Origin of the sequence: Brevundimonas lenta, from assembly GCF_014196335.1 — a bacterium.
GTDB classification, from domain to species: domain Bacteria; phylum Pseudomonadota; class Alphaproteobacteria; order Caulobacterales; family Caulobacteraceae; genus Brevundimonas; species Brevundimonas lenta.
The window spans coordinates 92,607-118,138 of sequence record NZ_JACIDM010000003.1 but is presented as its reverse complement, the minus strand read 5'-3'; the positions used below and the strand labels follow the sequence as shown (position 1 = coordinate 118,138).

The window sequence follows — 25,532 nt, the reverse complement described above, 5'->3', positions numbered from 1 at the left end:
GCCTTGGTGTACGGCTCAGGCGTGTGGAAGGGAAGTGAGGGAGAACCCCCGGTGGGGCGTCCGGGAAACCTGACGCCGGAATTGAGCGAGGGGACGAAGGTCCCCGGCAAGCCGGTTCTCCTCGTCCCCTCGCCAAGTCCGGGTTGGACTTGGCCATTGAGGTTCGGACCCTGGCCTCAGCATCAGCGGGGCGAACCCCGATGATAATCGGCTGTATCCTGTCGCACTCCTGGTCTCCGGCGTTCCGCGGGTCTGGCCCGCGCCGTCCTTCGATCCCGATCCGGTTCCCTCGGGGTTCTTCTCCGGCCGAAGCCTTCGAGAGCCCTTTGGGCCTTGATCCTGCCCCCCGCCGGTAAGGTCCGAAAACCCCCCTGTGCATCGGGTCAGAGAGCCGGGCCGGTTCGCCTTGAGCCCCGGGTCTCCCCGGTTTTCCGCGCCGCCGTGTCCCTCGGCCTGATGACGTTCCGACAGAACCGCCCAGGCTGCAAGCGCTCCGAATCACTCGTCTGTGGGCTGATTTGTGGATAAAATTGCCTGCATTTGGGGATCGCTGTCCCCAAATTGCAAAGTCCTTCCGGAAATGAAGATCTTAACGCCCTGAAGCGGGGCTGTGGACGGGCGCGTCCGGGGAGGCGGATTCCAGTCGGAATTCGATCCATTGGCGGATTTCGGACATGGCGCGGGCCGCCAGGGGGCCGCCGAAATGGATGAAGCCGTGCGGGGCGAGGGGGACTTCGATGAGGTTGGACGTCGCGGCGGCGGACCAGGCGTCGGCCATATGAAGGCTGTCGTCGCGCAAGGGGTCGAGGTCGCCGGCGATGAAGAGGGCGGGCGGCAGGTCGTGCATGGGTGCGTGGAGGGGGGAGACGTCGGGGAGGCGGCGGCCGGCCTCGTCGAGGTCGGGGGTCAGGCGGCAGAGATCGGCGGCGAGGGTCGGGCCGTTGAGGATGAGGGTGTCCGGGCCGGCGGCGCGGACCGAGGGCGTGCCGGAGAGGTCGAAGACGCCGTAGACGAAGAGGCAGCCGATGAACCGGCCCAGGCGATCTTCGTCGCGCAGGGTCATGGCCGAGAGGGCGGCGAGGTGGGCGCCCGCCGACTGGCCGCCGAGGAAGAGGCGGTCGGTTTCGAAGTGTTCAAGGGCGTTGTCGGCGAACCAGCGGGCGGCGGCCTGGCAGTCGGCGATGGCGTGCGGGAGGAGGACGCCGCGGGTTTCGCTGAGCAGGCGGTAGTCGACGGAAACGACCGCGAGACCGGCGTCGGCGGCGAGGTCGGCGTTGAGATGGTCGTTGAGCCCGGCGCTGCCGACGACCCAGCCGCCGCCGTGCATGTCGAGGACGGCGCCGCGAGGCGGTCCGGGCGGGAGGAGGATGCGGACGGGCACGCCGCCGTCGGGTGAGGGAATGCGCAGGGTCTCGACGCGGACGCCGCGGGTGCGGAGCCAGCCGGCCGTGACGGTCTGGGCGGCGACGCCCACGGTGGACATGGCCCATTGCCCCGCCTGGACCCGCCAGCCGTCGGTCTTGAGGCGAGGCATGACGGCGAGGGCCGCGTTGATCCGTTCGGCGGTGCGGCGTTCGGATGGCCTCAGTTCAAGGCGGCGCACATCGGCAGGCATGCGATCAAGCTAGGCCGTGTCGCGAGTCGCGGCCATGCGACGTTCAGACGCCGAGGGCGGCCTTCTTCTCTTCCAGCTCCAGCCATTCCAGCTCGGCGGATTCAAGCTCGGTGCGGGCCTTGTCGGCGGCCTTCATGGCGCGGTCGAAGGCGGCCGGGTCGCGAGCGTAGAGGCCGGTGTCGGCGAGGATGGCGTCCTGTTTGGCGATCTGGTCGGGCAGGGCTTCGAGAAGCGCTTCCAGTTCCTTCAGGCGGTGCTGGTCCTTGAAGGTGAGCTTGGCCGGCTTCTTCGGGGCGGCGGGCGCTACGGAGGCCGGAGCGGGCTCAGCCTCGGAGCGGCGGGCGGCTTCCTTGTCCTGCGGGCGCGGATTGGCGCCGGGTCGCAGGAAGCCGGGGTTCTGGCGGATGAAGTCGGTCCAGCCGCCGGGCGTCTCGACGATGTCGCCGAGGCCGTTCATGGCGATGGTCGAGGTGGCGAGGCGGTCGACGAAGCCGCGGTCGTGGCTGACCAGGATCAGGGTGCCGTCGTACTGCTCCAGAAGCTCTTCGAGCTTGTCGAGCGTGTCCATGTCGAGGTCGTTGGTCGGTTCGTCGAGGACCAGCATATTGGCCGGCTTGGCGAGGGCGCGGGCCAGCAGCAGGCGGTTACGCTCGCCGCCCGACAGGGTGGAGATCGGCTGGCGCAGTTGGCCTTCCTGGAAGAGGAAGTCCTTGGCGTAGGCGGCGACGTGCTTGGGCACGCCGCGCACAAGGATGCTGTCGCCGCCGCCCGGGGTCAGCGCGTCCCACAGGGTCATGTCGGACTTCAGGCCTTCGCGGGACTGGTCGAGGTAGACCGGTTCGAGATTGGCGCCGAGGCGGACCGTGCCGGCGTCGGGGGCCAGTTCGCCGAGCAGGATCTTGACCAGGGTGGTCTTGCCGGCCCCGTTCGGGCCGACGATGGCGAGACAGTCGCCGCGGATGACGCGGGTGGTGAAGGGCTTGATGACGGTGCGGTCGCCGAAGGATTTGGTGACGCCCTTCAGCTCGGCGACAAGCTTGCCCGAGAGAGCGCCGGAATCGACGCCCAGGTTCAGTTCGCGCGGCAGGTCGCGGACCCGCTCGGCGCGATCGGCGCGCATCGCCTGCAGCGCACGGGCGCGGCCCTCGTTACGGGTGCGCTGGGCCGTGATGGAGCGGTAGAAGGTGTAGGTCTCGGCCTCGATCTTCTTGGTCAGACGGCGGAGGGACTCGACCTCTTCCTCCATGACCTTGTCGGCCCATTCGTCGAAGGCCGCGAAGCCCTTGTTGAGGGTGCGGACGCGACGCCCCTCGAGCCAGTGGACCGCCTGGGTGGTGCGGTTAAGGAAGGCGCGGTCGTGGCTGACGACGAGAACCGAGAAGCGCGCCGACAGCAGCTCGTTCTCGAGCAGTTCGATGGCGAGGATGTCGAGGTGGTTGGTCGGTTCGTCGAGCAGGAGCAGGTCAGGCTCTTCGGCGAAGGCCTTGGCCAGGGCGGCGCGGCGGGTCTCGCCGCCGGACAGGTTCACCGCGGGCTTGGACGGGTCGAGGCCGAAGGTGGTCAGCCAGGCTTCGGCGGTCCACGGCTGGGCGTCGCCGGAAATGGCGTAGTCGAGCAGGGTCTCGCCGGTGATGACCGGTTCCTGCGGGACATAGGCGAAGCGTGTGCCGGCCTGGACGGAGCGGTCGCCGGCGTCGGGCTCGATCAGGCCCATAACCAGCTTCATCAGGGTCGACTTGCCGGCCCCGTTGCGGCCGACGAGGGCCGCGCGGGTGCGCGGTTCGATGGCCAGATCGACACCGTCGAACAGCGGGCGGGGACCGTCCTGCAGACGGACATCCTTGAGGGCGACGAGAGGGGGACGGGCGGCCATGAGGCGGGGGCTATAGACCGGGCGGGGGTAGTGCGCCAATAGACGTGGGCGCGGAGCCTGGGGCGAGACCATGATGAAACTGATGCGGAGAATGGCGGGCTCAGGCCTGGCGACGGCGGCTTTGGTCTGCGTCCTGGCGGCGGCGACTCCGTCGGCGGCCCAGGCGGTCGATCCGAGCGTGGTGACGCAGGCCGAACTGGATATCGTGAACGCGCGCTATGCGAGGTTCATCGACGAGGCGATCGGGGGCATGCAGGCCGGGATGCGAAGCACGCTGCTGAAGCAGGCGGACGAGCTTCCCGATCACATGCGGGACAGCTTCAAGGCCTCGTTCAACCGCTTCACCGACGGGATCAGACCGCGCCTGAGGGTCGAACTCGCGCGGGCGTTCGCCATGACTTTCACCCAGACCGAGCTTGAGAACGACCTGGCTGTCGCGCCGGCCCGCCAGCCGGTGGTTGAGGCCCGCTCGGTTGCGCTCGGCGAAGAAATCGGAATCCGCGTGGGACGCGAAGCGTGGCTGCAGGCTTGCGATGAGGCGGGGGCTGCGGCGGCGAACGAATGTTCGAGAATCCGGGCGGCGCTGCAGACGGCGTCCGTCGAATAGGTGCTTTCCAGGCCCGGGCGCCTTATGGGAAGCGCGTGAACGCCGCCCCCGACAAACCCTTCTGGGAAAACAAGACCCTGTCGCAGATGACCCGCGATGAGTGGGAGAGCCTGTGCGACGGGTGCGGCCTGTGCTGTCTGGTGCGGTTCGAGGATGAGGACACCGGCGAGGTGATCCCGACGCGGGTGCACTGCAAGCTGTTCGATCCGGTCAAATGCGCCTGCTCCGACTACGCGAACCGCAAGGAGCATGTGCCGGACTGCATCAAGCTGACGCCCTGGAATATCGAGGCGCTGGAGTGGATGCCGAAGTCCTGCGCCTATCGCCGGATCCACGAGGGCCGGCCGTTGGCGAGCTGGCACCATCTGGTGTCGGGGAGCCGCGAGACGGTGCACGAGGCGGGCGTGTCGGTGCGCGGGCAGACGGTGTCGGAACTGGCGCTGAAAGACGCCGAGGACGCGCTGGACTTCGAGGCCCCCGAGTGGCGTGAGGAACGCGGCCGATAGGGTGGCCAAATCCGGATACCTCGCTGCGTAGACGAAAAAAGAGTCAGGAAAAGCAGCCGGTTGTAAAAAACAATCGGCGTACTCCCACCATAGGGCGCTGGCGCCTCATACTCTTGCCATGACCGGAAAAAGGGATCGGAACGAGCCGGCGGCGGAAGCGCCGCTGGCTGGAGAAGTGCGCGCCATCATGGCGATGACGGAGGGCGAGGACCCGAAGGAGCTGAGCCTGAGGGCGCAGGCGGCGACGCACATGTTGAAAGCCGCGCGGGCCAAGCGGGAACTGGACGCGTTCGAGGGCCCGGAAGACGAGCGGCTGGATGCGGCGGGGGAGCAGAGATTGCGTGATGAACTCTTGCGTCGACTGGATGCTCTCGCAGCCGAGATCGCTGCTGGCGAGGCTGATGCAGAAGCTGCCGGAGAACGAACTGCGCCTGATTGAGCGCGACTGGCGGGGCTGGGGGCACGAGGCGCAGATGCCGCCGGACGGCGACTGGGCGACCTGGCTGTTCCTGGGCGGACGCGGGGCAGGCAAGACGCGGGCGGGGGCCGAGTGGCTGACCGATCAGGCGGTCCCCGGGGCACGCCTGGCGCTGATCGGGCCGACGCTGCACGACGTGCGCGAGGTGATGATCGAGGGGCCGTCGGGGCTGCGGGCGATCGCGCCGAAATATCGGCGACCGGCGTACGAGCCGGCGCGGCGACGGCTGGTGTGGCCGAACGGGGCGGAGGCGTTCGCCTTTTCGGCGGCCGAGCCGGAGCGTCTGCGGGGACCGCAGTTTCACGCGGCCTGGGCCGACGAGTTCTGCGCCTGGAAGCGGCCGGGCGACGTGCTGCCGATGCTTCGGATGGGGTTGCGACTGGGGGATGATCCACGGCTGGCGATCACGACGACGCCCCGGCCGATCGCGGCGCTGAAGGCGCTGGCGGAGGAGCCGACGACGAAGACGACGCATGCGCCGACGCGGGCCAACGCCCGCAACCTGGCGAGCGGCTTCCTGCGCGGTCTGGGCGAACTGTACGGCGGGACCCGACTGGCGGCGCAGGAGCTGGAAGGGCTGATCCTTGAGGAAGGCGAGGCGCTGTGGACGCGGGACATGCTGGACCGCTGTCGCGGTCGGGCGCCGGAGCGGTTCGACCTGGTGGTGGTCGGGCTGGATCCGCCGGCGACCGCGGGCGGGGACGCCTGCGGGGTCGTGGTGGTCGGGCGCGCGCACGGCGTCGCCTATGTGCTGGCCGACGAGAGCGTGGCGGGGATGAGCCCGGCGAAATGGGCGGCGCATGTGGCCGATGTGGTGGCGCGGCACGAGGCTGACCGGGTGGTGGCCGAGGTCAACCAGGGCGGCGACATGGTCGTGGAGATGCTGAAGCTGGCGAAATGCGGCGCGGTGGTGAAGCCGGTGTTCGCGAAGACCTCCAAGCGGGCGCGGGCCGAGCCGGTGGCGATGCTGTACGACCAGAACCGGGTGATCCACACGCGGGCCTTCGGGCCGCTGGAGGAAGAGCTGGAAGGTCTGGGGCTGGGGCTTGGGCGGCGCAGTCCGGACCGGGCGGACGCCCTGGTGTGGGCGGTGAGCCATCTGCTGCTGAATACGACGCGGTCGCCGAGCGTGCGGGTGCTTTGATCCTCCTTCGCCGCTGCACGGCTTCGGAGGACTGACGGAAACAGGAGATCATCATGCTGGATTGGCGACGGGCCTTCGGGACCCGGCGGCGCGTTGTTGCGCCCGAGATCAAGGAGAGCCGGAGCGGGCCGCTGATCGCGTTTGCGAGTGGTGGCCGGGCGCGGTGGACGCCGCGGGACTATGCGAGCCTGGCGAGCGAGGGCTTCGCCAAGAATGCGGTGGTCTATCGCTGCGTGCGGATGATCGCCGAGGCGGCGGCGGCGACGCCGTTGCAGGTGTTCGCGGACGGCGTGCGGACGGACGATCATCCGCTGGCGCGATTGCTGGCGCGACCCAATCCGGAGCAGTCGGGCGCGGAGTGGCTGGAGGGGCTGTACGGCGCGCTGCAGACGGCGGGGAACGCCTATGTCGAGGCGGCGGGCGAGGATGCGCCGGACGAGCTGTGGTCGCTGCGGCCGGACCGGATGAAGGTGGTTCCGGGGCGGAGCGGCTGGCCGGAGGCGTACGAGTACTCGGTGGACGGACGATCGATCCGGATCGGGCGGGCGGCCGACGGCTGGATGCCGGTGCTGCACCTGAAACTGTTTCATCCGACCGACGACCACTACGGCTTCTCGCCGCTGGAGGCGGCGGCGTTCGCGATCGACGTGCACAACGCCTCGGGCGCCTGGAACAAGGCGCTGTTGGATAACTCCGCGCGTCCATCGGGGGCGCTGGTGTTCGCGGGCGGGGACGGCGAGCGGCTGACCGGAGACCAGTTCGCGGCCCTGAAGGCGCAGATCGACGAGGCGCACACGGGAGCGACCAACGCCGGACGGCCGCTGGTGCTGGAAGGCGGGATGGACTGGAAGCCGATGAGCTGGACGCCGGCGGACATGGACTTCATCGCCGGCAAGCATGCGGCGGCGCGGGAGATCGCGCTGGCGTTCGGCGTGCCGCCCCAGCTGCTGGGGATTCCGGGGGACGCGACCTACGCCAACTATCGCGAGGCCAATGCGGCCTTCTGGCGGGGGACGGTGGCGCCCCTCGTACGCAAGACGGCGGCGGCGCTGACCGGCTGGCTGGGCGGGCGGTTCCCGGGCGTGCGGGTGGAGGCGGATCTGGACGCGTCGCCGGCGCTGCAGCCCGAGCGCGAGGCGCTGTGGGCGCGGCTGAATGCGGCGAGCTTCCTGACCGACGAGGAGCGTCGGCGGATGGCGGGCGTGGGAGAATGACGATGGAGACGATGCGGAAGGCGCCCGTGGCGCTGATCGTCGCGCTGCTGGTGCAGACGGTCGGCGGCCTGGTGTGGGCCGGCGGGGCGGCGGCGCGGATCGGGACGCTGGAGGAGCGGGTCGGCGAGCAGCGGCTGGTGGCCGAGCGGCTGGCGCGGCTGGAGGCCCAGGGCGAGGCGACGCGGGCCGCCGTGGACCGGATCGAGCGACGGCTGGAGGCGGGATGACGGGGCGGATCGTGGAGCCGGCCCCACTGGTCATCGAAGGCTACGCCTCGCTGTGGGGCGTGGCGGATCTGAACCGGGACGTGGTGGCGAAGGGGGCGTTCGCGGCCAGTCTGGCGAAGAGCGGGCCGGGCGGGGTGCGGATGCTGCATCAGCACGAAGGCCGGTCGGTCGCGGGCGTGTGGGACGAGATGGTCGAGGACGAGCGCGGGCTGTTCGTGCGCGGCCGGATTCTGGACTGGTCGCCCGAGGCGCGGTTCGCCCAGGCGCTGGCGAGGGCCGGGGCGATGGACGGGCTGTCGATCGGCTTCCGGGCGGCGCGGGCGAGGCGCGAGGGCGCGCTGCGGGTGCTGGTCGAGGTGGAGCTGTGGGAGGTGTCGCTGGTGACGTTTCCGATGCTGCCGGCGGCGCGGTTCAGCATCGCTTCGGGAAGCTCTGGTTTTCAAACCGGAAAGAAGGCAGCCTGAGCGTGGGGGACTGGAGGCTCAGATGACGACTGAGGCGCAGAGGGTCCTTCCCGGTGAGCGGGCCAAGGCCGTCGCGGCGCTGGAGGTGCTGCTGCGGATCATGCGGCTGGCGGTCGACTGCTTTCCCGACGACGACCTGGAGACCATCCTGGTGCTGCTGACCGTGGCGGCGGCCAGTTCGGGCAGTCATCTGAGGGACCCCGCGATCCTGGCCTCGATGGACGGGGGACCGGTGCCGGATCACCTGCACAAGCCGATCAGCGGACGGGCGGTGGCGCAGTCGACGGGCCTGCCGCGCGAGACGGTGCGGCGGCGGATCGATGCGCTGGTGTCGGCCGGGAGGCTGACGCGGGAGGCGCGGGGCGTGCGGACGAGCACGGGCGTGATCACCCGCAACCGGAACCTGGAGTTCTCGCGGCAGCTGATCCAGGAGCTGACCAGCGCCTCGGCGCGGATCAACCGGTATGACGTGAGTTAGGCGGCGTTCTCGACCGGCTCGACCACGGCGGCGGCGGCGCGGATGTCGTCGACCCAGGTGTCGAGCGCGGCGCGGACGTTGGCGACGTCGGGATCGTTCGGCGCGGCGCCGGCGCCGAGGCGGTCGCCCTCTTCGGAAATGCACTCGAGCAGATCGGTCAGCGCGGTGCGCGACTTGCGGGCCTGGGCATGGGCGAGGGCGCGGACGACGGCTTCCATGGCGACGAGGTCAACGGTGAGGGCGTGCAGGCGGCTCTCAAGCATGTAAGCGGTTTCCAGAAATGTACGGAGGCGGTGCTAGGGGGTGCAAGCTCGCGCGACCAGCGTTCGGTGACCCGCATTGGGTCGATGATCAGCGATCAGTTGTCGCAGTCAACCTGCGGTGAATTGGGTCAACCCGCCGAGGCTGCGCGGACGGTTTTCCAGGCCTTCAGACCGCGGCGGATGAGCGCCAGGCCCTCGGGGCGCTGGAGCCAGCGACCGACCACGGCGGCGAGGATGACGCTGACCGTCAGCGGGGCCTCGAAGGCGAGCACAGCGATGACGACCGCGGCGAACATGGCGATCCACAGGCCGAAGATCAGGGACTTCTTCTCGTCGGCCGTCATGTCGGGGAGAGGCGCGGCGCCGTCTGGATTGAAGACGTCGATCACCGCCTCACGCGCGGCGGGCGACTGACCGGCCCGGATCAGATCGACCAGCGGGCCGGTGGCGCCGAGGTCGTCCTTTGGCGGGCGCGCGTCGGCTTTCGCAGGCGGCGGGCTGGAGCGGACGGGCGCCGGCTTGCTGGATGGAAGCGCGGGCCTGGACGACGGCGCTGCCGGCGCAGGGCGCGGCGTATAGCGCGGCGCGGGGGCTTCGGCCCTGATGGGTTCGTCGTCGAACGGGATAGAAGCGCCGTTCTCGTCGACGGTGAAGACCTGGTCGAAGGAGACGGTGGCGAAATCGATGGAGCGGGTGTCCTGGCCGTAGCTGTCGCCGTTGAGGCCGAGCAGGACGCCGTTGCGGACACGGACCTTGAAGGCGATCGGATCGTGCAGCTTGCCGACCATGGCGTGGACAGCGCCGAACTCGCCGGTGGGGCCGGAGACGGGAGCCGGCCGATTGCGGTCGACGACGGTCTCGGTGAACAGGCCGAAGCCGGTGTTGCGTCGGACGCTGGGCGTGCTGGCAGCGAACTGGCCGGCGAGGTCGGGCAGCTGGGACCGCAGGTCCTGGGCGAGCGCCGCCATCACGGCGCGTTCGAGGCGGGTGAAGGCGGTCATGCGGGCAGCCCGTCCTGATTCAAGAGTTTCCGGGCCGTGATGATCACGCCCGGACCCTAACCGCGATCTGCGGTTCCTGAGAAGCGGAGAGAGAATGAAAGAGACCAAACAGGCATCGGGCTCGCCCGAGGCGCGCGCCGCCATGCATGAAATGATGGCCGCGTTCGAGGCGTTCAAAGGCGCCAACGATGCGCGACTGGACGAGATCGAGCGCAAGGCCAGCGCGGATACGCTGCTGGAGGAGAAGGTGGCCCGCATCGACCAGGCGGTGTCGAGCGCCCAGGCGCGGCTGGACCGCGTGGTGAGCGAGGGGCGCAGGCCGGAGCTGGGGGCGGGCCCCTCCACCGCTTCGCGGTCCCCCTCCCCATTGCATGGGGAGGAGACCAAGGCGGCGTTCGACGGCTATCTGAAGACGGGCGCGAGCTTCGGGCTGGAGCTGAAGACGGGGCTGTCGTCGGCCCCGAGTTCGGGCGGTTACATCGTGCCGGAGCAGACCGAGCGCGCGATCGAGCGCCGGCTGATGGCCGGTTCGCCGATGCGCGAGATCGCCACGGTGCGCACCGTGGGCGCGGGCGTGTTCCGCAAGCCGGTGTCGATCGCCGGCGTGGGTTCGGGCTGGGTGGCCGAGACGGCGGCGCGACCGGAGACGGATCCGGCGACCCTGGCGCTGCTGGAGTTCCCGTCGGCCGATCTGTACGCCTGCCCGGCGGCGACGCAGTCGCTGCTGGACGACGCCCTGGTCGACCTGGACGAATGGCTGGCCGCCGAGGTCGAGGACGCGTTCGCGGCCCAGGAGACCGAGGCCTTCGTCAACGGCGACGGCGTCAACAAGCCGCGCGGCTTCCTGGACTATGACATCGTCTCGGACGGCGATCAGGACTGGGGCGAGATCGGCTATGTCGCCTCGGGCGGCGCGGGCGCCTTCGCCTCGACCAGCCCGACAGACCGGCTGATCGACCTGGTCTATGCGCCGAAGGCCCAGTACCGGCCGAACTCGCGCTTCGTGATGAACCGACGCACGGTCTCGGCGGTGCGCAAGTTCAAGGACGCCGACGGCAACTACATCTGGCAGCCGGCGCAGCGCGCGGGGGATACCGCCAGCCTGCTGGGCTATGCCGTGACCGAGATCGAGACCATGCCGGACATCGCGGCCAACGCGACGGCGATCGCATTCGGGGATTTCCGCCGCGGCTATCTGATCGTGGATCGCGCGGGCGTGCGGGTGCTGAGGGATCCGTATTCGGCCAAGCCCTATGTGCTGTTTTACACGACCCGTCGCGTCGGGGGCGGGGTGCAGGACTTCGACGCGATCAAGGTGATGAAGTTCTCGGCGACGTAGTCGCGGAGGGTCGAGGGATGAGGGGCGAGGGTCGAGGGACTCGACGCTCGTCCCGGTTCCCGAGTGAAGCCGGCGACGGTCGAGGTGAAGCGCGGGGTTCGATCCTCGCCCCTTGACCCTCGCCCCTATCGAGCAAAGCGAGATCCAAATGACCGCACCCGTCTCGCTGACGGAAGCGAAGCTGTTCCTGCGCGTCGAGCACGACGCCGAGGACAGCCTGATCCAGACGTTGATCGATGCAGCCCGGGCGCGGGTGGAGGGGGAGGTGGGGCTGAGCCTGACCTCGACCTCGCCGGCGCCGCTGAGGCTGGCGATCCTGATGCTGATCCTGCGCGCCTATGAGCGCGGCGAGGGCGAGATGGCGGTCCCGCCGGTCGAGGCCTGGATCGCGCCGTACCGGGTGGTGCGGCTTTGACCGCCGGCGCGATGAAGTTGTTGGCCGGGCTGTTCGAGCTGGTCGAGGCGGAGACGCCGTACGGCGGCCGGAGCGTGAGCTGGGAGCCGCTGGGTTCCGCATGGCTGAAGCTGGGCGCGCGACGCCGGCGGGAACGCCAGGAGGCGGGCGGAATGCGGGCCGTGGAGGCGGTGACCGCCGAGACCCGCGCCGATGGGCGACTGACGGCCGGAAGGGTGCTGCGCTTCGGCGGGACGGACTGGCGGATCGCGTCGGGCGAGACCGTCGGCGGAAGGGCGATCGTGAATCTGGAGCGGATGCGATGAGCCATGAACTGGCGTTGCAGAAGGCGCTGATCGCGCATCTGCGGGCGGATGACGCGCTGCAGGCGCTGGTCGGGGATCGGGTCTGGGATAGCGCTCCGGAGAGCACGGGCTTTCCGCATGTGCTGCTCGGGCGAAGCGAGAGCCGCCCGGTGCGGGCGGACGGCTGCGGGATCGAGCACGCGCTGACCCTGACCGTGATGTCGCGCTTAAAGGGGACCGAGGAGGCGAAGGCGATCGCGGCGGCGGTGCGTCTGCGGCTGGCGGACGCCCGGCTGGAAGCCGACGGGGTGCGGGCGGTGAGCCTGGGCGTGCGGTTCGCGGATGTGTGGCCGGCCCCGGATGGAAACAGAACATTTGCGGTGCTGCGGCTCCGCGCCGTGACGGAAGACGCCTGAACCAATGATTGTCGGAGCGGCTGGGTCCTCGGCCCGGCCTGCGCGGGCTGCGCCCGCTCCGTTGGCCGAGGATGACGGAGATTCAAATGAGCGCTCAACGCGGCAAGGACATTCTGCTGAAGATCGAGAGCGGACCGGGCGTATTCACGACGGTGGCGGGGTTGCGGGCGCGGACCATCGCGCTGAACGCCCGGACGGTGGATGCGACGGACGGGGACAGCGCCGGGCGCTGGCGCGAGCTGCTGGCCGGGGCGGGAGTGAAGTCGGCGGCTGTGAGCGGGCAGGGCATCTTCCGCGACGCGGCGTCGGACGCCCTGATCCGGGAGGCCTTCTTTTCGCAGGCCGCGAAGGCCTGGCAGCTGATCGTGCCGGACTTCGGCGCGCTGGAGGGGCCGTTCCTGGTGGCGGCGCTGGAATACGCCGGCGAGCACGAGGGCGAGGCGACGTTCGCGATCAGCCTGGCGAGCGCGGGCGAGATCAGCTTCGGGCCGCTGTGATGAACGGGGTCCGGGGTGAAGCGACGGCGACTCTGGCCGGCGCAGAGCGGCGGCTGTGTCTGACGCTGGGCGCGCTCGCCGAGATCGAGACGGCGCTGGCGATCGAAGGGGCGGCCGGGCTGGCGGAGCGTATGCGGACGTTGTCGGCGCGAGACCTGATGGTGGTGCTGGCGGCGCTGCTGCGGGGCGGCGGGGAGCATGCGTTGGCGGGCGAGTTGGGCCAGGCGGCGGTCGATCCGCGCGAGGCGGCGGAGGCGGTGGCGAAGGCGTTCGTCGCCGCAGCCGGGTGAAGACTCCTTGGGCGGCGATGCTGCGGACGGCGGCGGCGCTGGGCGTGCAGCCGGCGGCGTTCTGGCGGCTGTCGCTGAAGGAATGGCGGATGCTGACGGAGCGGCCTACGGGGGCGGAGCCGATGCGGCGGTGCGAGTTGGAACGGATGGCGGAGGCATGGCCGGATTGACGGCCGCCCCCACCCGGTCGCTGCGCGACCACCCTCCCCGAACGGGGAGGGAGAAAGGAAGAGATGAGTGAGACGTTCGAGCCCGGCGGGCTGGAGGGTGTGCCGCAGAGGACGGCGGAGGCCGCGGCGGCGCTGGAGAGTTTGCGCGAGCCGGCCGAGCGGGCGGCGGACGCGATCGGCCAGGCGTTCGGGCGGGCCGGCGAAAGCCTGACGCGCTCGCTGGCGCGGGCGGCGGCCGACGGCGGGGTGACGCTGGCGGAGCTGGCGCGGGCGGTGCTAACGGCGGTGAACGCCTCGGCCGGAAGCGGCGGCGGCGGACTGGGCGATGCGATCGCGCAGGCTGTCGGGTCGATGTTTTCAGGAAGTCGCGCCGATGGCGGGCCGGTGTCGGGCGGCGGCGCCTATCTGGTCGGCGAGCGCGGGCCGGAAGTGTTCCGGCCGTCGGGCGCGGGCGTGATCGAGCCGATCGGCGCTGGCGGGGTGACGGTGAACGTCAGGGTGGACGGCGGGGTCCAGGGGCTGCTGCGCTCCGAGGCGCAGATCGCCCAGATGCTGGCGCGCGCCGCCAGTCTGGGCGCGCGCCGGCTCTAGAACGAGGGCTTACAGGCCCTTGGGGTTGGGGCCGTATTTGTTGTCGCCGCGCTGGCTGTCGGTGATGCCGATCCAGAGCAGGAAGGCGATGTTGACGAGGAACATCAGCGCCAGCCAGCCGAAGATCGGGCCGATCAGACCCATGACGGCGGCGGGATCTTCGGCCTCAAGCGCGGCCATGTTGTTGACCATGTGCATGCCGACGGTGACGAAGGCGAAGATGCCGATGACGAAGTCGACGACGATCGGGATCAGCACCAGCCGGCCGGTCTTGCCCATGTCGTGCAGACGCTTCACCGAGATCGCCAGTTGCGGCCAGATCAGGACGATGGCCAGCAGGTTGACCACGGGAATCCAGCTGGTCACCACGCTGATGCCGAGGATGATCAGCCAGCCGATCCAGAAATGCGACCGGCGCGTGCGGCCTTCGAACGAGAACAGAAGTTTCTGCCAATCGAAGCCCTGAATCTGGCTCGAGGAATCCATGGACATGCCGCCCTCCCTGACGTGCTGGTTGAATTGACCGGCGTGAGGATGACCGACCAGCGCTCGCCCGACAAGGGAAGCTGACGCGCGGTCTGGTCGAGGCCTGTGGAACCGGGCCGCCGGCGACCGGCGACGAGCTGCTTTTTCAACCAATGGACGAAGGACGTTTCATGGCATTCCATGAGGTGAGGTTGCCTGCGCGGCTGGCGTTCGGATCGAGCGGCGGGGTCGAGCGGCGGACCGAGGTGGTGACGCTGGGCTCCGGTTTCGAGCGGCGGTCGACGCCGTGGGCGGATGGGCGCCGGCGCTATCTGATTGGGGCGAATCTCGCGTCGCTGGACGACATGGCGACGCTGACGGCCTTCTTCGAGGCGCGGCGGGGGCGACTGTACGGGTTCCGGTTCAGGGACTTCGCCGACTGCCGGTCGTGTGCGCCGGGGACGACGCCGGCGCCGACGGATCAGCTGTTGGGCGAGGGCGACGGGGTGCGGACGAGGTTCGCCCTGACGAAGCGCTACGGCGACGGCGAGGACGCATGGAGCCGCCGGATCGCCAAGCCGGTCGAGGGAACGGTGCGGGTCGCGCTGGACGGGGTCGAGACGACTGATTTCGCCGTCGATGCGGCGTTCGGCGTGGTCGAGTTTCATGTCGCGCCAGGCGAGGGCGCGGCGGTGACCGCCGGGTTCGAGTTCGACGTGCCGGTGCGGTTCGACGCCGACCGGATCGAGGTGACGCTGGAGAGCTTCGACGCCGGGCGGATGGCGGCGGTTCCGCTGATCGAGGTCAGGGTGCAGGCCGATGCGTGAGATTCCGGAGGAGATGGCCGCCCGCATCGAAAGCGGGGCGGCGACGCTGTGCCATGCCTGGATGCTGACGCGGCTGGACGGAACGGTGCTGGGCTTCACCGACCATGACCGGGACCTGGAGGTCGGGGGCGTGACGTGCCGGGCCGCGAGCGGCTGGACGGCGGGTGCGACGGGGACGGCCGAGGGGCTCGCCGCGGGATCGGGGGCGGCGGCCGGCGGGCTGGACGACGACGCGATCACGGCGGGCGACCTGCAGGCCGGGCTTTATGACGGCGCGGCGGTGGAGATCTGGCGCGTGGACTGGGCGCGGCCGGATCTGCGGGTGCGGTTGCAGACGGCGCGGCTGGCGAAGGTGCGGCAGGAGGGGACGGGCTTCACGGCCGATCTGGAAGGTCCGATGGCGGCCCTGGAGCGGGTCGTCGGGCGGACCTATGGCCGCGAGTGCGACGCGGTTCTGGGCGACGCCCGGTGCGGGGTCGATCCGGCCGGTTTTCCGGGCGTGCGGTGCGATCGCCGCTGGGAGACCTGCGTCGGGACCTTCGGCAACGGGGCGAGGTTCAGGGGCTTTCCGGACGTGCCCGGCGACGATTTCCTGACCGCGGCCCCGGTGGAGGGCGGCCGCAACGACGGTCGGAGACGCCGATGAGCGCGCGGTTTCTGGACGCGGCGCGCGGCTGGCTGGGCACGCCCTACCGGCATCAGGCGAGCCTGAAGGGCGAGGGGGCGGATTGCCTGGGCCTGGTGCGCGGCGTGTGGCGGGAGGTCGTGGGCGCCGAGCCTGAAACGCCGCCGCCCTATGCGCCCGACTGGGCCGAGACGGGCGGGGAGGAGACGCTGTGGGCGGCGGCGCGGCGCTGGCTGGTGGAGATCCCGCCGGCGCGGGCGCGGCCGGGCGACGTGCTGCTGTTCCGGATGGCGGCGGGATGCGCGGCGAAGCACTGCGCGATCCTGAGCGAGGCGGACGGGGAGGGGCGGATGATCCACGCCTACTGGGGCCGGGCGGTGGTCGAAAGCTGGATGGGAAGCTGGTGGCGGCGGCGACTGGTGGCCGCCTTCACCTGGCCGAAGGAGAACTGAATGGCGCAGGTGATCCTGGGCAGCGTGGGACGCTCGGTCGCCGGATCGGCCGGGGCGACGCTGGGGGCGCAGGTGGGGCGCACGCTGGACCAGCGGGCGATCGCCGGGCTGGACCCGGCCCGGCAGCGGGGGCCGCGCCTTGAGACGCTGAAGGTGCAGGGCACGGCCGAGGGCGCGCCAATGGCCTGCGTGTTCGGCCGGGCGCGGGTGACCGGGCAGGTGATCTGGGCGGCGCGCTTTCTGGAGGGCCGCAAGACGTCGTCCGGGAGCAAGGGCGGTCCGAGGACGGTCGAGTATGGCTATTCGCTGAGCTTCGCCGTCGCGCTGTGCGAGGGCGAGATCGACGGGGTCGGCCGGGTGTGGGCGGACGGGAGGCTGATCGATCTGTCGGGTCTGACGATGCGGGTGCATCGGGGCGGGGAGACGCAGGCGCCCGACCCGCTGATCGAGGCGATCGAGGGCAGGGCACCGGCGTATCGCGGCACGGCCTATGTGGTGTTCGAGGATCTGCCGCTGGGGCCCCATGGCAACCGGGTTCCGCAGTTGGGGTTCGAGGTGTTCCGCCGGCCTCGCGGCGGCGAAGCGCGGCTGGAGGACCGGCTGGAGGGCGTGTGCCTGATCCCGGGGGCGGGCGAGTTCGTGCTGGCGACCGAGCCGGTGATGCGGCGCGAGGGGCTGACCCGGACGACGCCGGAGAACATGCACGCCGCCGACGGGCGGAGCGACCTGGTCCTGTCGCTGGATCAGCTTCAGGCGCAGTACCCGAACCTGAAGCGGGTGAGCCTGGTGGTGGGCTGGTTCGGCGACGATTTGCGCGCGGGACATTGCACGATCCGGCCACGCGTCGACCGGGCGGACAAGGCGACCGAGCCGCTGGTCTGGTCCGTGGCCGGGCTGGCGCGGCATGAGGCGCGGCCGGTTTCGCAGAGCGGGGGCGGCGCAGCCTATGGCGGGACGCCTTCGGACGAGAGCGTGCGACAGGCGGTGGCGGAGCTGAAGGCGCGGGGGCTGGAGGTGACGCTGTATCCGTTCGTGTTCATGGACTTGCCGACCGGAAACGGCCTGCCCGATCCGTACGGCGGCGAGGAGCAGGCGGCCTATCCGTGGCGGGGACGCGTGCGCGGTGACGACGGCGCCGGGGCGGCGGACGAGGTGGCGGCGATCTTCGGCGCGGCGGACGGCTGGGGCCTGAGGCGGCTGGCGCTGCACTATGCGGCCCTGGTCGCGGAGACGGGCGCGGACGGGCTGCTGATCGGCTCGGAGATGCGTGGCCTGACGATGACCCGCGATGCGGCCGGGGGCTTTCCGGCGGTGGCGCAGTTCCAGGCGCTGGCGGCGGAATGCCGTGCGGTGGTGGGACCGGACGTGGCGCTGTCCTATGCGGCGGACTGGTCGGAGTATGCCGGTGTTCGTGCGGACGGGGAGGTGTTGTTCCACCTGGACCCGCTGTGGGCCGACCCGGAGATCGATTACGTCGGCATCGACTGGTATCCGCCGCTGGGCGATTGGCGGGAGGGCGACGGGGGCGTGGACGGGGCGACGTCCGCGGGGGCGGACGATCCCGCCTACCTGGCGGAGCAGGTCGCCGGCGGGGACGGTTTCGACTGGTACTACGCCAGCGAGGCGGACCGGGCGGCGCAGATGCGGACCCCGATCGTCGACGGTGCGCACGGCGAGCATTGGGTGTTCCGGGTCAAGGACCTGGCGGGATGGTGGAGCCATGCGCACCATGACCGGCCGGGCGGCGTCCGCTCCGACGCGGCGACGGCGTGGGTTCCGGGAATGAAGCCGGTGCGCCTGACGGAGTTCGGCTGCGGGGCGGTGGATCGGGGCGGCAATGCGCCGAACCTGTTCCAGGATCCGAAGAGCACCGAGAGCGCCCTGCCTCCGCATTCGACCGGCGCCCGTGACGACCGGATGCAGCGGCGGGCGCTGGAAGCGGTGCTGGGCCATTTCGCGGCGAACAACCCGGTGTCCGAAGTCTACGGCGGGGCGATGCTGGAGGCGGCGGACGCCTGGTGCTGGGACGCGCGGCCGTGGCCGACGTTCCCGGGGCGGCTGGATGTGTGGGCCGACGCCGGGGCCTGGCGGACCGGCCACTGGCTGAACGGTCGCTTCGGGGCCGAGGCGCGCGACGTGATCGCGGCGATGCTGATGCGCGGTGGCGTGGATGAGGACGCGTTCGGGATCGGGAAGTTCGCGGGGGATGTTTCGGGCTATGTGATCGACCGGCCGATGCGGACACGGGATGCCTTGGAGCCGTTGCTGGGCGCGTTGGGCCTTGTCGCCGTGGAGCGAGGCGGGCGTGTGGTGATGGCCGGCGAAGAGGCCATCGTCGCGAGCCTGGGGGCGGATGATCTGGCGCTGCCCGATGAGGGGACGAGCGTCGTCGCCGACCGGGTGCTGGAGCTGCGGCCAGTGTCGGCGCGGGTGCGCTTCATCGACGGCGACAGGGACTATCAGACCGGCACGGCCGGGGCGCGGCAGGCCGGCGACGGCGCCGGGATCGATCTGGATGTGCCGGCGGTGTGTTCGCCGGCGCTGGCCGGGGCGGCGGCGGAGCGCGCGCTCACCGCCCTGGACTGCGAGCGATTGACGGTCGGGCTGGGACCGCTGGACGCGCTGCGGCTGGAACCGGGCGATCAGGTTGAGGTCGAGGGTCATGTCGGTGTCTGGCGGGTGGTTCGCATCGATCTGGAGGAGAATGCGGCCGCCACGCTGGAGCCTGTGGTCCCGATGTCGATCGGGGACGACGCAGGCGGCCCGGTGGTGACGGACCCGGCGATGCCGACCGGCGCGCCGTTCTTTCGGATGCTGGAACTGCCTCCGCTGCCCGGCATGGAGGACGACCGGCGACCGATCGCGGTCGTCGCGGGCGAACCGTGGAGACCGATGCAGGTGGCGGCGGGGACCTCGGCGGAGGCGCTGACGCTGCGCGGGCAGGTGGCCCTGCCGGCGACCGTCGGGGTGCTGGTGGAGTCGCTGGCGCCCGGCGTTCGGGATCGGTGGGACGGGACGAACGCATTGCTGGTCCGGGTCGAAGGGCGCGCGCCGCAGAGTCGATCGTCTGCAGCAGTGTTGGCGGGTGCGAATACGGTCGCTGTTGAGGGGGCGGATGGCTGGGAGCTGGTGCAGTACCGCACGGCCGAACTGGTCGGCGACGACGTGTGGCGGCTGTCGGGGTTGCTGCGCGGTCAGCAGGGAACCGGAGCGTCAGTTGCGCCCACGGGCTCGGTGGTGGTGCTTCTGGACGCTGTTCCGGCGCGGATTGAGTCCGCGATCGGCGAGCGGGGGTTGCCTTTGATCTGGCGGGCGGGACCTGCGGGCGCTCCAGCCGGCGGGGCGAGCGTTACGGAGATCATCTGGACGCCGACCGGTTTGCACGATCAGCCCTGGAGCCCGGCGCACCTGAGAGCGAAGGCGAGCGTCGATGGCGGATACGACCTGAGCTGGATTCCGCGGAACCGGGTGGACGGAGATCGGTGGGAGGGCGAGGCGGGCCTGAGTGATCCGTTACGGTTCAGGGTGCGGGTGCTGAACGGCTCGGCGGTGGTGCGAACTATGGAGGTCAACGACGTCGAGGCGACCTATGCGGGGGCGAATGTGGCTGATGACTTCCCTGACGGGCCGGGCCCGGGCGCGGCGATTGCGGTTGCGCAATGGGGCGACGGCTACGGCTGGGGCGCGGAGGCGAGGGGCGCGCTGGTCTGAATTCAGGCGCGATCGCCTTTGCGGAACGGCGGCGATGTCCTAACTGGAGAGCTCTGGATTCTTGGCGGGTCGGATGCGCTCAGCGATCAGACCCAGGACGGAGTGGATTTCGAGTGGCGGGCGATCCCTACAAGGAACTGGGTGTCGCCCGGGGCGCGAGCCAGGACGAGATCAAGAAGGCGTTCCGCAAGCTCGCCAAGGAACTGCATCCGGACAAAAATCCGGGCAATCGCGAAGCTGACGAACGCTTCAAGCGGGTGACCGCTGCGTTCGACCTGCTGGGCGACGCCGAGAAGCGCAAGAAGTTCGACCGGGGCGAGATCGACGCCGACGGACGCGAGCAATTCCGCGGCTTCGGTGGCGGCGGCGGTGGACGCCCGGGTGGGAGCCCGTTCGGTCAGACCGGCCAGCGTGGCGGGTTCGAGGACGTCGATCTGGACGAAATCTTCGGCGGCATGTTCGGCGGCGGGCGGGCCAGCGGCACACGGGCGGGCGGCTTTTCGAGCCGTGGCCAGGACGTGCGCGCCACGTTGGAAATCAGCCTTGAGGACGCGATCACGGGCGCGATGCGGCGGATCCAGTTCTCCGACGGTCGCACGTTGGACGTCACGATCCCCAAGGGCGCGGCGGATGGTCAGACGATCCGCCTGCGCGGGCAGGGCGCGCCCGGCCGGGGCGGTGAGGCGGGCGACGCCCTGATCGAGATGAAGATCGCGCCGCACCCGGTGTTTACGCGGGATGGCGCTGACCTCACGATGGACCTGCCGGTGCCGCTGACGGATGCGGTGCTGGGCGGCAAGGTGCCGGTGCGGACGCCCGAGGGGACCGTCAGCATGACCATTCCCAAGGGCTCGAACTCGGGCAAGGTGCTGCGCCTGAAAGGGCGCGGCGCGTTCGTCGGCGGCAAGCGCGGCGACCTGTTGGCCAAGCTGATGGTCATGCTGCCCGAGCAGGAGGACGACGCCCTGACGAAGCTGGCCGAAGACATGCGCGCCAAGGGGCGGGCGTGACGGGAGCGGCGGTCAACCGGCCCAATGTGAAGCCGGAACGTCCGTGGTTTTCGTCCGGGCCGACGGCGAAACGGCCGGGCTGGTCCAGCCAGACTATTCCTCATGCCCTGCTGGGACGCGGCATTCGCGCGCCCGAGGTGGTGGCGCGGTTCGCGTACGGGCTGAAGCTGACCCGCGAACTGCTGCAGGTCCCGGCTGACTGGCAGATCGTCTACGTGCCCGGTTCGGACACCGGGGCGGTCGAGGCGGCGTTGTGGTCGATGCTGGGCGAGCGGCCGGTGCAGGTGCTGGCGTTCGAGAATTTCGGCCAGGTCTGGGCGACGGACATCAGCGATCACCTGAAGCTGGAGCCCGAAGTGCTGACGGCGCCGTGGGGCCAGTTCCCCGACGTGTCGAAGGTCGATCCGAAGAAAGACCTGGTCTTCCCCTGGAACGGCACGACCTCGGGCGTGAAGGCGCCGGGGGCGGACTGGATCGCGGCAGACCGTGAAGGGATCGTGATCTGCGACGCGACCTCGGCGGCTTTCGCCATGCCGTTGCCGTGGGACAAGCTGGATGTGGTGACGTTCAGCTTCCAGAAGGCCCTGGGCGGCGAGGCCGGGCTGGGCGTGGCGGCGCTGTCGCCGAAGGCCGTGGCGCGGCTGGACGGCTATGAGCCGCCGCGCAGCGTGCCGAAGGTTTTGAGACTGCGGGACGCGAACGGGTTCGACCGGATGCTGGCGACCGGGTCGATGATCAACACCTTCTCGGTCTGGACGATCGAGGACTGGATCGACGGCGTCGAATGGGGCCTGTCAGTCGGCGGGCTGGAGACGCTGATCGCGCGGACCGAGGCCAATGCTGCGGCGCTGGACGTCTGGGTCCGGCGGACGCCGTGGGTCGAATACCTGGCCGGGGACCCGGCGACGCGGTCGACGACGTCTGTCTGTCTGAAGCTCGTCGATCCGCGCGTGACGGCGATGGATGAGGCCGGGCGGCAGGCGCTGGTGAAACGGATGAAGGCGCTGGTCGAGGAGGCCGGCGCGGCCTTCGACATCGAAAGCCACCGCAACGCCCCGGCCGGCCTGCGGATCTGGTGCGGGTGCACGGTCGATACGGTCGATATCGAGGCGCTCACGCCGTGGCTGGAGTGGGCGTTCGAGACGGCGCTGGCGGAATAATCCTCCTGGCCGGGACGACACCCGACGATTCCCCCGCTATAGGCTGCGCCCGCATTCCGGAAGCCGGATCAGCGGAGAGTGAACCTTGGCGAACGTCGCAGTAGTCGGCGCCCAGTGGGGCGACGAGGGCAAGGGCAAGATCGTCGACTGGCTGTCGAACCGGGCCGACATGGTCGTGCGGTTCCAGGGCGGTCACAACGCGGGCCACACGCTGGTCGTGGACGGCAAGGTCTACAAGCTGGCGCTGCTGCCGTCGGGCGTGGTGCAGGGCAAGCCCTCGATCATCGGCAACGGCGTGGTGGTCGATCCCTGGCACCTGGTCGGCGAGATCGAGAAGATCGAGGCGCAAGGGATCAAGATCAGCCCGGACGTGCTGATCGTCGCCGACAACGCCTGCCTGATCCTGCCGATCCACCCGGCGCTGGACGTGGCGCGGGAAGCCGCCGCCAGCGCGCCGGGAGCCAAGATCGGCACCACGGGCCGCGGCATCGGCCCGGCCTATGAGGACAAGGTCGGTCGTCGCGCGATCCGCGTGTGCGACCTGGCCAACGCCGAGGACCTGAAGGTCAAGATAGATCGTCTGCGCGCGCACCATGATCCGCTGCGCGCGGGCCTGGGGCTGGAGCCGATCGATCCGGAGGCGCTGCTGCAGGCGCTGCTGGAGATCGCGCCGAAGATCCTGCCGTACATGCAGCCGGCGTGGCGCGTGCTGGACCAGGCCCAGAAGGCCGGCAAGCGCGTGCTGTTCGAGGGCGCGCAGGGCGCGTTCCTGGACGTCGATCACGGCACCTATCCCTATGTGACCAGCTCGAACACCGTGGCCGGACAGGCGGCGGCCGGTTCGGGCATCGGGCCGCGCGGCGTCGGCTATGTGCTGGGCATCGTGAAGGCCTACACCACGCGCGTCGGCGAGGGTCCCTTCGCCTGTGAACTGAACGACGAGGTCGGGCAGCATCTGGCGACCGTGGGCCGCGAAGTCGGCGTGAACACGGGCCGGGCGCGCCGCTGCGGCTGGTTCGACGCGGTGCTGGTGCGCCAGTCGGTGGCGATCAACGGCATCGACGGGATCGCCCTGACCAAGCTGGACGTGCTGGACGGTCTGAAGACGCTGAAGATCTGCGTCGGCTACCGGATCAACGGGCAGGTGGTGGACTACCTGCCGTCCAGCCTGAAGGAACAGGCGGCGGCGGAGCCGGTGTTCGAGGAGCTGGAAGGCTGGAGCGAGAGCACCGCCGGGTCGCGCAGCTTCAAGGACATCAACGCCAACGCCATCAAGTACGTGCGGCGGATCGAGGAATTGATCGGCGCGCCGGTGGCGCTGCTGTCGACCAGCCCCGAGCGCGACGACACGATCCTGATGCGCGATCCCTTCCAGGGCTGACCGCGCAAGCGACTGCGTTCAAGCCACTTTAACCCTGTATCGGCCACACTTTCGGGAGGTGGAGGATACTGCGTGTTCGCAATCGATCGTCGGATACTGGTCAAGCTTGAGCCGGTGATGGGCAAGGTCCTGATCGTGGACCCGAACCCGCACGCCGCGCGCCTGCTGACCGATATCGTCAAGGCGCTGGGCGCCCGCGAGGTGATGATCGAGGCTGACGAGGCGCGCGCCATGAAGGCCGCCGCGGCGCTGGAGCCCGGCATCGTCTTCACCGAGCGCACCGGTCCGGGACTGGACGGCGAAAGCCTGGCCAAGGCGCTGCGGCGTTCGGAAATGGCCTGTCGCCGGGCGCCGATCATCATGGTCACGGCCGAGGCGACGGCGACGACCATCATCGGGGCGCGCGACGCCGGCGTGCACGAGTTCCTGCGCAAGCCCTACACCAGCGCGGACCTGCTGCGGCGGATCGAGAACGTGGCCCTGAAGCCGCGCAACTGGATCGAGGCGGTGGCCTATGTCGGCCCCGACCGGCGTCGCTTCAACTCGGGCGAATACACCGGACCGGCCAAGCGCCGCGGCGACGGACCGGCGACGGGCGCGGCCGCCCACGCCGAAGCCAAGGATCAGGCGATGCGAATCCTGGCGTCGGCGCTGGATCAGTTCCACAACGACCCGGCCCAGGCCGCGCGGGCGATCCGCGAGCAGGCGGGCGCGCTGAAGGCGCTGGCGATGAAGGTTTCGGACTCGCGACTGGCCGTCGCCGTCGGCGCGCTGGAGGTCAGCCTCGCCTCGGCGCCGCCGAGCAAGGAGACGCTGTCCGCTCCGATCGGCGCCCTGCTGGCCATGCACAAGGCCGAGCCCATGAAAAAGGCGGGCTGAAACAGCCCGCCTTGAACATCATTCCAGTGGCGCTACCGCCCTTCGGGCTACTTGAGCGCGCTGCTTGAGCGCAGTCAGGCGTCGACCAGGTTCCGCTCTTCGGCGGCGGCGCGCATGGCCTTCTGCAGCTTCTCGAAGGCGCGGACCTCGATCTGGCGCACGCGCTCGCGGCTGACGCCGTACTGGCCGGCCAGTTCCTCGAGCGTGACCGGGTCGTCCTTGAGACGGCGCTCGGTCAGGATGTGCTTCTCGCGATCGGTCAGCTCTTCCATGGCTTCCTGCAGCAGGCCCATGCGGAGCGACTTCTCCTCGCTTTCAGCCAGGGCGGTCTCCTGCGAGATCGCCGTGTCGTCGGCCAGCCAGTCCTGCCACTCGCTCTCGCCATCGGCGCGCAGCGGGGCGTTCAGCGAGGCGTCGCCGCCGAGGCGGCGGTTCATGCTGATGACGTCCTCGTTGGTCACGCCCAGCTTGGTGGCGATGATCTCGACGTGGTCGGGGTGCAGGTCGCCTTCCTCGAAGGCCGAGATCTGGCTCTTGGCCTTGCGCAGGTTGAAGAACAGCTTCTTCTGCGCGGCGGTCGTGCCCATCTTCACGAGCGACCAGCTGCGCAGGATGTATTCCTGGATCGAGGCGCGGATCCACCACATGGCGTAGGTGGCGAGGCGGAAGCCCTTGTCCGGGTCGAATTTCTTGACGGCCTGCATCAGGCCGACGTTGCCTTCCGAAATCACTTCGCCGATCGGCAGGCCGTAGCCGCGATAACCCATGGCGATCTTGGCCACGAGGCGCAGGTGCGAGGTGACAAGGCGGTGGGCGGCTTCCGGATCCTGGTGTTCCGTCCAGCGCTTGGCCAGCATGAACTCCTCATCCTTGGCCAGCATCGGAAACTTACGGATTTCCGTGAGATAGCGCGACAGTCCCTGTTCAGGCGACATCACCGCGAGCGTACTGTTAGCCATTAGTCTGGTCCCTCCGACCGTATTCAACGAGCGGGTCCAACGGAGACGGCCACGGTATGTGCGCCGACGCCTCACCCCTCAACCGATGAAATAGGGTCGGGTTTCAGCCTTTGTCAGAGGCGGATCGTCACATGAAAGCGTGACCGTTGCCCCGGCGCCACTGCACCGAATGAGCGGCTGTATATCAGAGG

General features: G+C 70.0%; 30 protein-coding genes. 24 read left to right on the top strand and 6 right to left on the bottom strand.

Features of this window, described 5'->3' with window-relative positions; all coding sequences use genetic code 11:
• Positions 1–589: 589 nt before the first annotated feature.
• A complete protein-coding gene (locus tag GGR12_RS13820; protein ID WP_183205041.1) occupies positions 590–1,615 on the bottom strand; it encodes an alpha/beta hydrolase in 1,026 nt (341 codons plus the stop codon).
• Positions 1,616–1,658: 43 nt separating this feature from the next.
• On the bottom strand, positions 1,659–3,488 hold the full coding sequence (locus GGR12_RS13815; protein ID WP_183205040.1) for an ABC-F family ATP-binding cassette domain-containing protein: 1,830 nt from the start codon (positions 3,486–3,488) through the stop codon (positions 1,659–1,661).
• Positions 3,489–3,666: 178 nt separating this feature from the next.
• On the opposite strand from GGR12_RS13815, the gene GGR12_RS13810 reads away from it, so the two are divergent.
• From GGR12_RS13810 to GGR12_RS13780, 8 genes are all read left to right on the top strand, one after another.
• Positions 3,667–4,095 (top strand): hypothetical protein, encoded by a 429-nt coding sequence (locus tag GGR12_RS13810; RefSeq protein ID WP_183205039.1) that lies wholly within the window; start codon positions 3,667–3,669, stop codon positions 4,093–4,095.
• Positions 4,096–4,130: 35 nt separating this feature from the next.
• Positions 4,131–4,601 (top strand): YcgN family cysteine cluster protein, encoded by a 471-nt coding sequence (locus GGR12_RS13805; RefSeq protein WP_343053266.1) that lies wholly within the window; start codon positions 4,131–4,133, stop codon positions 4,599–4,601.
• A gap of 175 nt (positions 4,602–4,776) precedes the next feature.
• A complete protein-coding gene (locus GGR12_RS16660) occupies positions 4,777–5,040 on the top strand; it encodes a hypothetical protein (protein ID WP_246328933.1) in 264 nt (87 codons plus the stop codon).
• On the top strand, positions 5,003–6,223 hold the full coding sequence (locus tag GGR12_RS13800) for a DNA-packaging protein (protein WP_246328932.1): 1,221 nt from the start codon (positions 5,003–5,005) through the stop codon (positions 6,221–6,223). The genes GGR12_RS16660 and GGR12_RS13800 overlap by 38 nt, the downstream gene beginning before the upstream one ends.
• 53 nt (positions 6,224–6,276) lie before the next feature.
• Positions 6,277–7,437: a phage portal protein gene (locus GGR12_RS13795; RefSeq protein ID WP_183205036.1), complete on the top strand. Its 1,161-nt coding sequence runs from the start codon at positions 6,277–6,279 to the stop codon at positions 7,435–7,437.
• Between the two features lie 2 nt (positions 7,438–7,439).
• The gene (locus GGR12_RS13790) at positions 7,440–7,664 is read left to right on the top strand and encodes a hypothetical protein (RefSeq protein WP_183205035.1); all 225 of its coding nucleotides are present in this window, start codon (positions 7,440–7,442) and stop codon (positions 7,662–7,664) included.
• Positions 7,661–8,128: an HK97 family phage prohead protease gene (locus GGR12_RS13785; RefSeq protein WP_183205034.1), complete on the top strand. Its 468-nt coding sequence runs from the start codon at positions 7,661–7,663 to the stop codon at positions 8,126–8,128. The genes GGR12_RS13790 and GGR12_RS13785 overlap by 4 nt, the downstream gene beginning before the upstream one ends.
• 22 nt (positions 8,129–8,150) lie before the next feature.
• A complete protein-coding gene (locus tag GGR12_RS13780) occupies positions 8,151–8,606 on the top strand; it encodes a hypothetical protein (protein ID WP_183205033.1) in 456 nt (151 codons plus the stop codon).
• Here GGR12_RS13780 and GGR12_RS13775 read toward each other — a convergent pair.
• Together GGR12_RS13775 and GGR12_RS13770 are read right to left on the bottom strand one after the other, a co-directional pair.
• A complete protein-coding gene (locus tag GGR12_RS13775) occupies positions 8,603–8,869 on the bottom strand; it encodes a hypothetical protein (protein ID WP_183205032.1) in 267 nt (88 codons plus the stop codon). The genes GGR12_RS13780 and GGR12_RS13775 overlap by 4 nt on opposite strands.
• A gap of 128 nt (positions 8,870–8,997) precedes the next feature.
• Positions 8,998–9,870: a hypothetical protein gene (locus GGR12_RS13770; protein ID WP_183205031.1), complete on the bottom strand. Its 873-nt coding sequence runs from the start codon at positions 9,868–9,870 to the stop codon at positions 8,998–9,000.
• Between the two features lie 94 nt (positions 9,871–9,964).
• On the opposite strand from GGR12_RS13770, the gene GGR12_RS13765 reads away from it, so the two are divergent.
• The 8 genes from GGR12_RS13765 to GGR12_RS13730 all read left to right on the top strand — a co-directional run bounded on the left by GGR12_RS13765 (position 9,965) and on the right by GGR12_RS13730 (position 13,872).
• Positions 9,965–11,209 carry a phage major capsid protein gene (locus GGR12_RS13765; protein ID WP_183205030.1) on the top strand — a complete coding sequence of 415 codons (1,245 nt, stop codon included), beginning with the start codon at positions 9,965–9,967 and terminating at the stop codon, positions 11,207–11,209.
• A 148-nt stretch (positions 11,210–11,357) separates the two neighbouring features.
• Positions 11,358–11,624 carry a head-tail connector protein gene (locus GGR12_RS13760; protein WP_183205029.1) on the top strand — a complete coding sequence of 89 codons (267 nt, stop codon included), beginning with the start codon at positions 11,358–11,360 and terminating at the stop codon, positions 11,622–11,624.
• 11 nt (positions 11,625–11,635) lie between these two features.
• Complete coding sequence (locus tag GGR12_RS13755; RefSeq protein ID WP_221212398.1) at positions 11,636–11,929, top strand: head-tail adaptor protein; 294 nt, start codon at positions 11,636–11,638, stop codon at positions 11,927–11,929.
• Positions 11,926–12,324 carry a DUF3168 domain-containing protein gene (locus GGR12_RS13750; RefSeq protein ID WP_183205028.1) on the top strand — a complete coding sequence of 133 codons (399 nt, stop codon included), beginning with the start codon at positions 11,926–11,928 and terminating at the stop codon, positions 12,322–12,324. Before GGR12_RS13755 ends, GGR12_RS13750 begins: the two co-directional genes overlap by 4 nt.
• Positions 12,325–12,410: 86 nt before the next feature.
• Positions 12,411–12,821 (top strand): phage major tail protein, TP901-1 family, encoded by a 411-nt coding sequence (locus tag GGR12_RS13745; protein WP_183205027.1) that lies wholly within the window; start codon positions 12,411–12,413, stop codon positions 12,819–12,821.
• Positions 12,821–13,111 (top strand): GTA-gp10 family protein, encoded by a 291-nt coding sequence (locus GGR12_RS13740; RefSeq protein WP_183205026.1) that lies wholly within the window; start codon positions 12,821–12,823, stop codon positions 13,109–13,111. Before GGR12_RS13745 ends, GGR12_RS13740 begins: the two co-directional genes overlap by 1 nt.
• Positions 13,108–13,281, top strand: a complete 174-nt coding sequence (locus tag GGR12_RS13735; protein ID WP_343053265.1) for a phage tail assembly chaperone — start codon at positions 13,108–13,110, stop codon at positions 13,279–13,281. The genes GGR12_RS13740 and GGR12_RS13735 overlap by 4 nt, the downstream gene beginning before the upstream one ends.
• A 63-nt stretch (positions 13,282–13,344) precedes the next feature.
• A complete protein-coding gene (locus GGR12_RS13730) occupies positions 13,345–13,872 on the top strand; it encodes a phage tail tape measure protein (protein ID WP_183205025.1) in 528 nt (175 codons plus the stop codon).
• A 9-nt stretch (positions 13,873–13,881) separates the two neighbouring features.
• Here GGR12_RS13730 and GGR12_RS13725 read toward each other — a convergent pair whose 3' ends face one another.
• Positions 13,882–14,364 carry a DUF805 domain-containing protein gene (locus GGR12_RS13725; RefSeq protein WP_183205024.1) on the bottom strand — a complete coding sequence of 161 codons (483 nt, stop codon included), beginning with the start codon at positions 14,362–14,364 and terminating at the stop codon, positions 13,882–13,884.
• A gap of 164 nt (positions 14,365–14,528) precedes the next feature.
• Between GGR12_RS13725 and GGR12_RS13720 the strand changes: the two genes are divergently transcribed.
• The 8 genes from GGR12_RS13720 to GGR12_RS13685 all read left to right on the top strand — a co-directional run bounded on the left by GGR12_RS13720 (position 14,529) and on the right by GGR12_RS13685 (position 24,382).
• Positions 14,529–15,164: a DUF2460 domain-containing protein gene (locus tag GGR12_RS13720; RefSeq protein WP_183205023.1), complete on the top strand. Its 636-nt coding sequence runs from the start codon at positions 14,529–14,531 to the stop codon at positions 15,162–15,164.
• A complete protein-coding gene (locus tag GGR12_RS13715; RefSeq protein WP_183205022.1) occupies positions 15,157–15,810 on the top strand; it encodes a DUF2163 domain-containing protein in 654 nt (217 codons plus the stop codon). The genes GGR12_RS13720 and GGR12_RS13715 overlap by 8 nt, the downstream gene beginning before the upstream one ends.
• Positions 15,807–16,241 carry an NlpC/P60 family protein gene (locus GGR12_RS13710; RefSeq protein ID WP_183205021.1) on the top strand — a complete coding sequence of 145 codons (435 nt, stop codon included), beginning with the start codon at positions 15,807–15,809 and terminating at the stop codon, positions 16,239–16,241. Before GGR12_RS13715 ends, GGR12_RS13710 begins: the two co-directional genes overlap by 4 nt.
• Positions 16,242–19,952 carry a baseplate multidomain protein megatron gene (locus tag GGR12_RS13705; RefSeq protein ID WP_183205020.1) on the top strand — a complete coding sequence of 1,237 codons (3,711 nt, stop codon included), beginning with the start codon at positions 16,242–16,244 and terminating at the stop codon, positions 19,950–19,952. It abuts the gene before it with no gap.
• A gap of 113 nt (positions 19,953–20,065) precedes the next feature.
• On the top strand, positions 20,066–20,962 hold the full coding sequence (locus GGR12_RS13700) for a DnaJ C-terminal domain-containing protein (RefSeq protein WP_183205019.1): 897 nt from the start codon (positions 20,066–20,068) through the stop codon (positions 20,960–20,962).
• Positions 20,959–22,122, top strand: a complete 1,164-nt coding sequence (locus GGR12_RS13695) for a phosphoserine transaminase (protein WP_183205018.1) — start codon at positions 20,959–20,961, stop codon at positions 22,120–22,122. The genes GGR12_RS13700 and GGR12_RS13695 overlap by 4 nt, the downstream gene beginning before the upstream one ends.
• Before the next feature lie 85 nt (positions 22,123–22,207).
• On the top strand, positions 22,208–23,503 hold the full coding sequence (locus GGR12_RS13690; RefSeq protein WP_183205017.1) for an adenylosuccinate synthase: 1,296 nt from the start codon (positions 22,208–22,210) through the stop codon (positions 23,501–23,503).
• A 72-nt stretch (positions 23,504–23,575) separates the two neighbouring features.
• Entirely contained in the window at positions 23,576–24,382 is an 807-nt protein-coding gene (locus GGR12_RS13685) for a response regulator (RefSeq protein ID WP_183205016.1), read from the top strand.
• 74 nt (positions 24,383–24,456) lie between these two features.
• On the opposite strand, the gene rpoH is transcribed toward GGR12_RS13685, so the two are convergent.
• Complete coding sequence (rpoH, locus tag GGR12_RS13680) at positions 24,457–25,341, bottom strand: RNA polymerase sigma factor RpoH (RefSeq protein WP_183205015.1); 885 nt, start codon at positions 25,339–25,341, stop codon at positions 24,457–24,459.
• Positions 25,342–25,532: the final 191 nt, after the last annotated feature.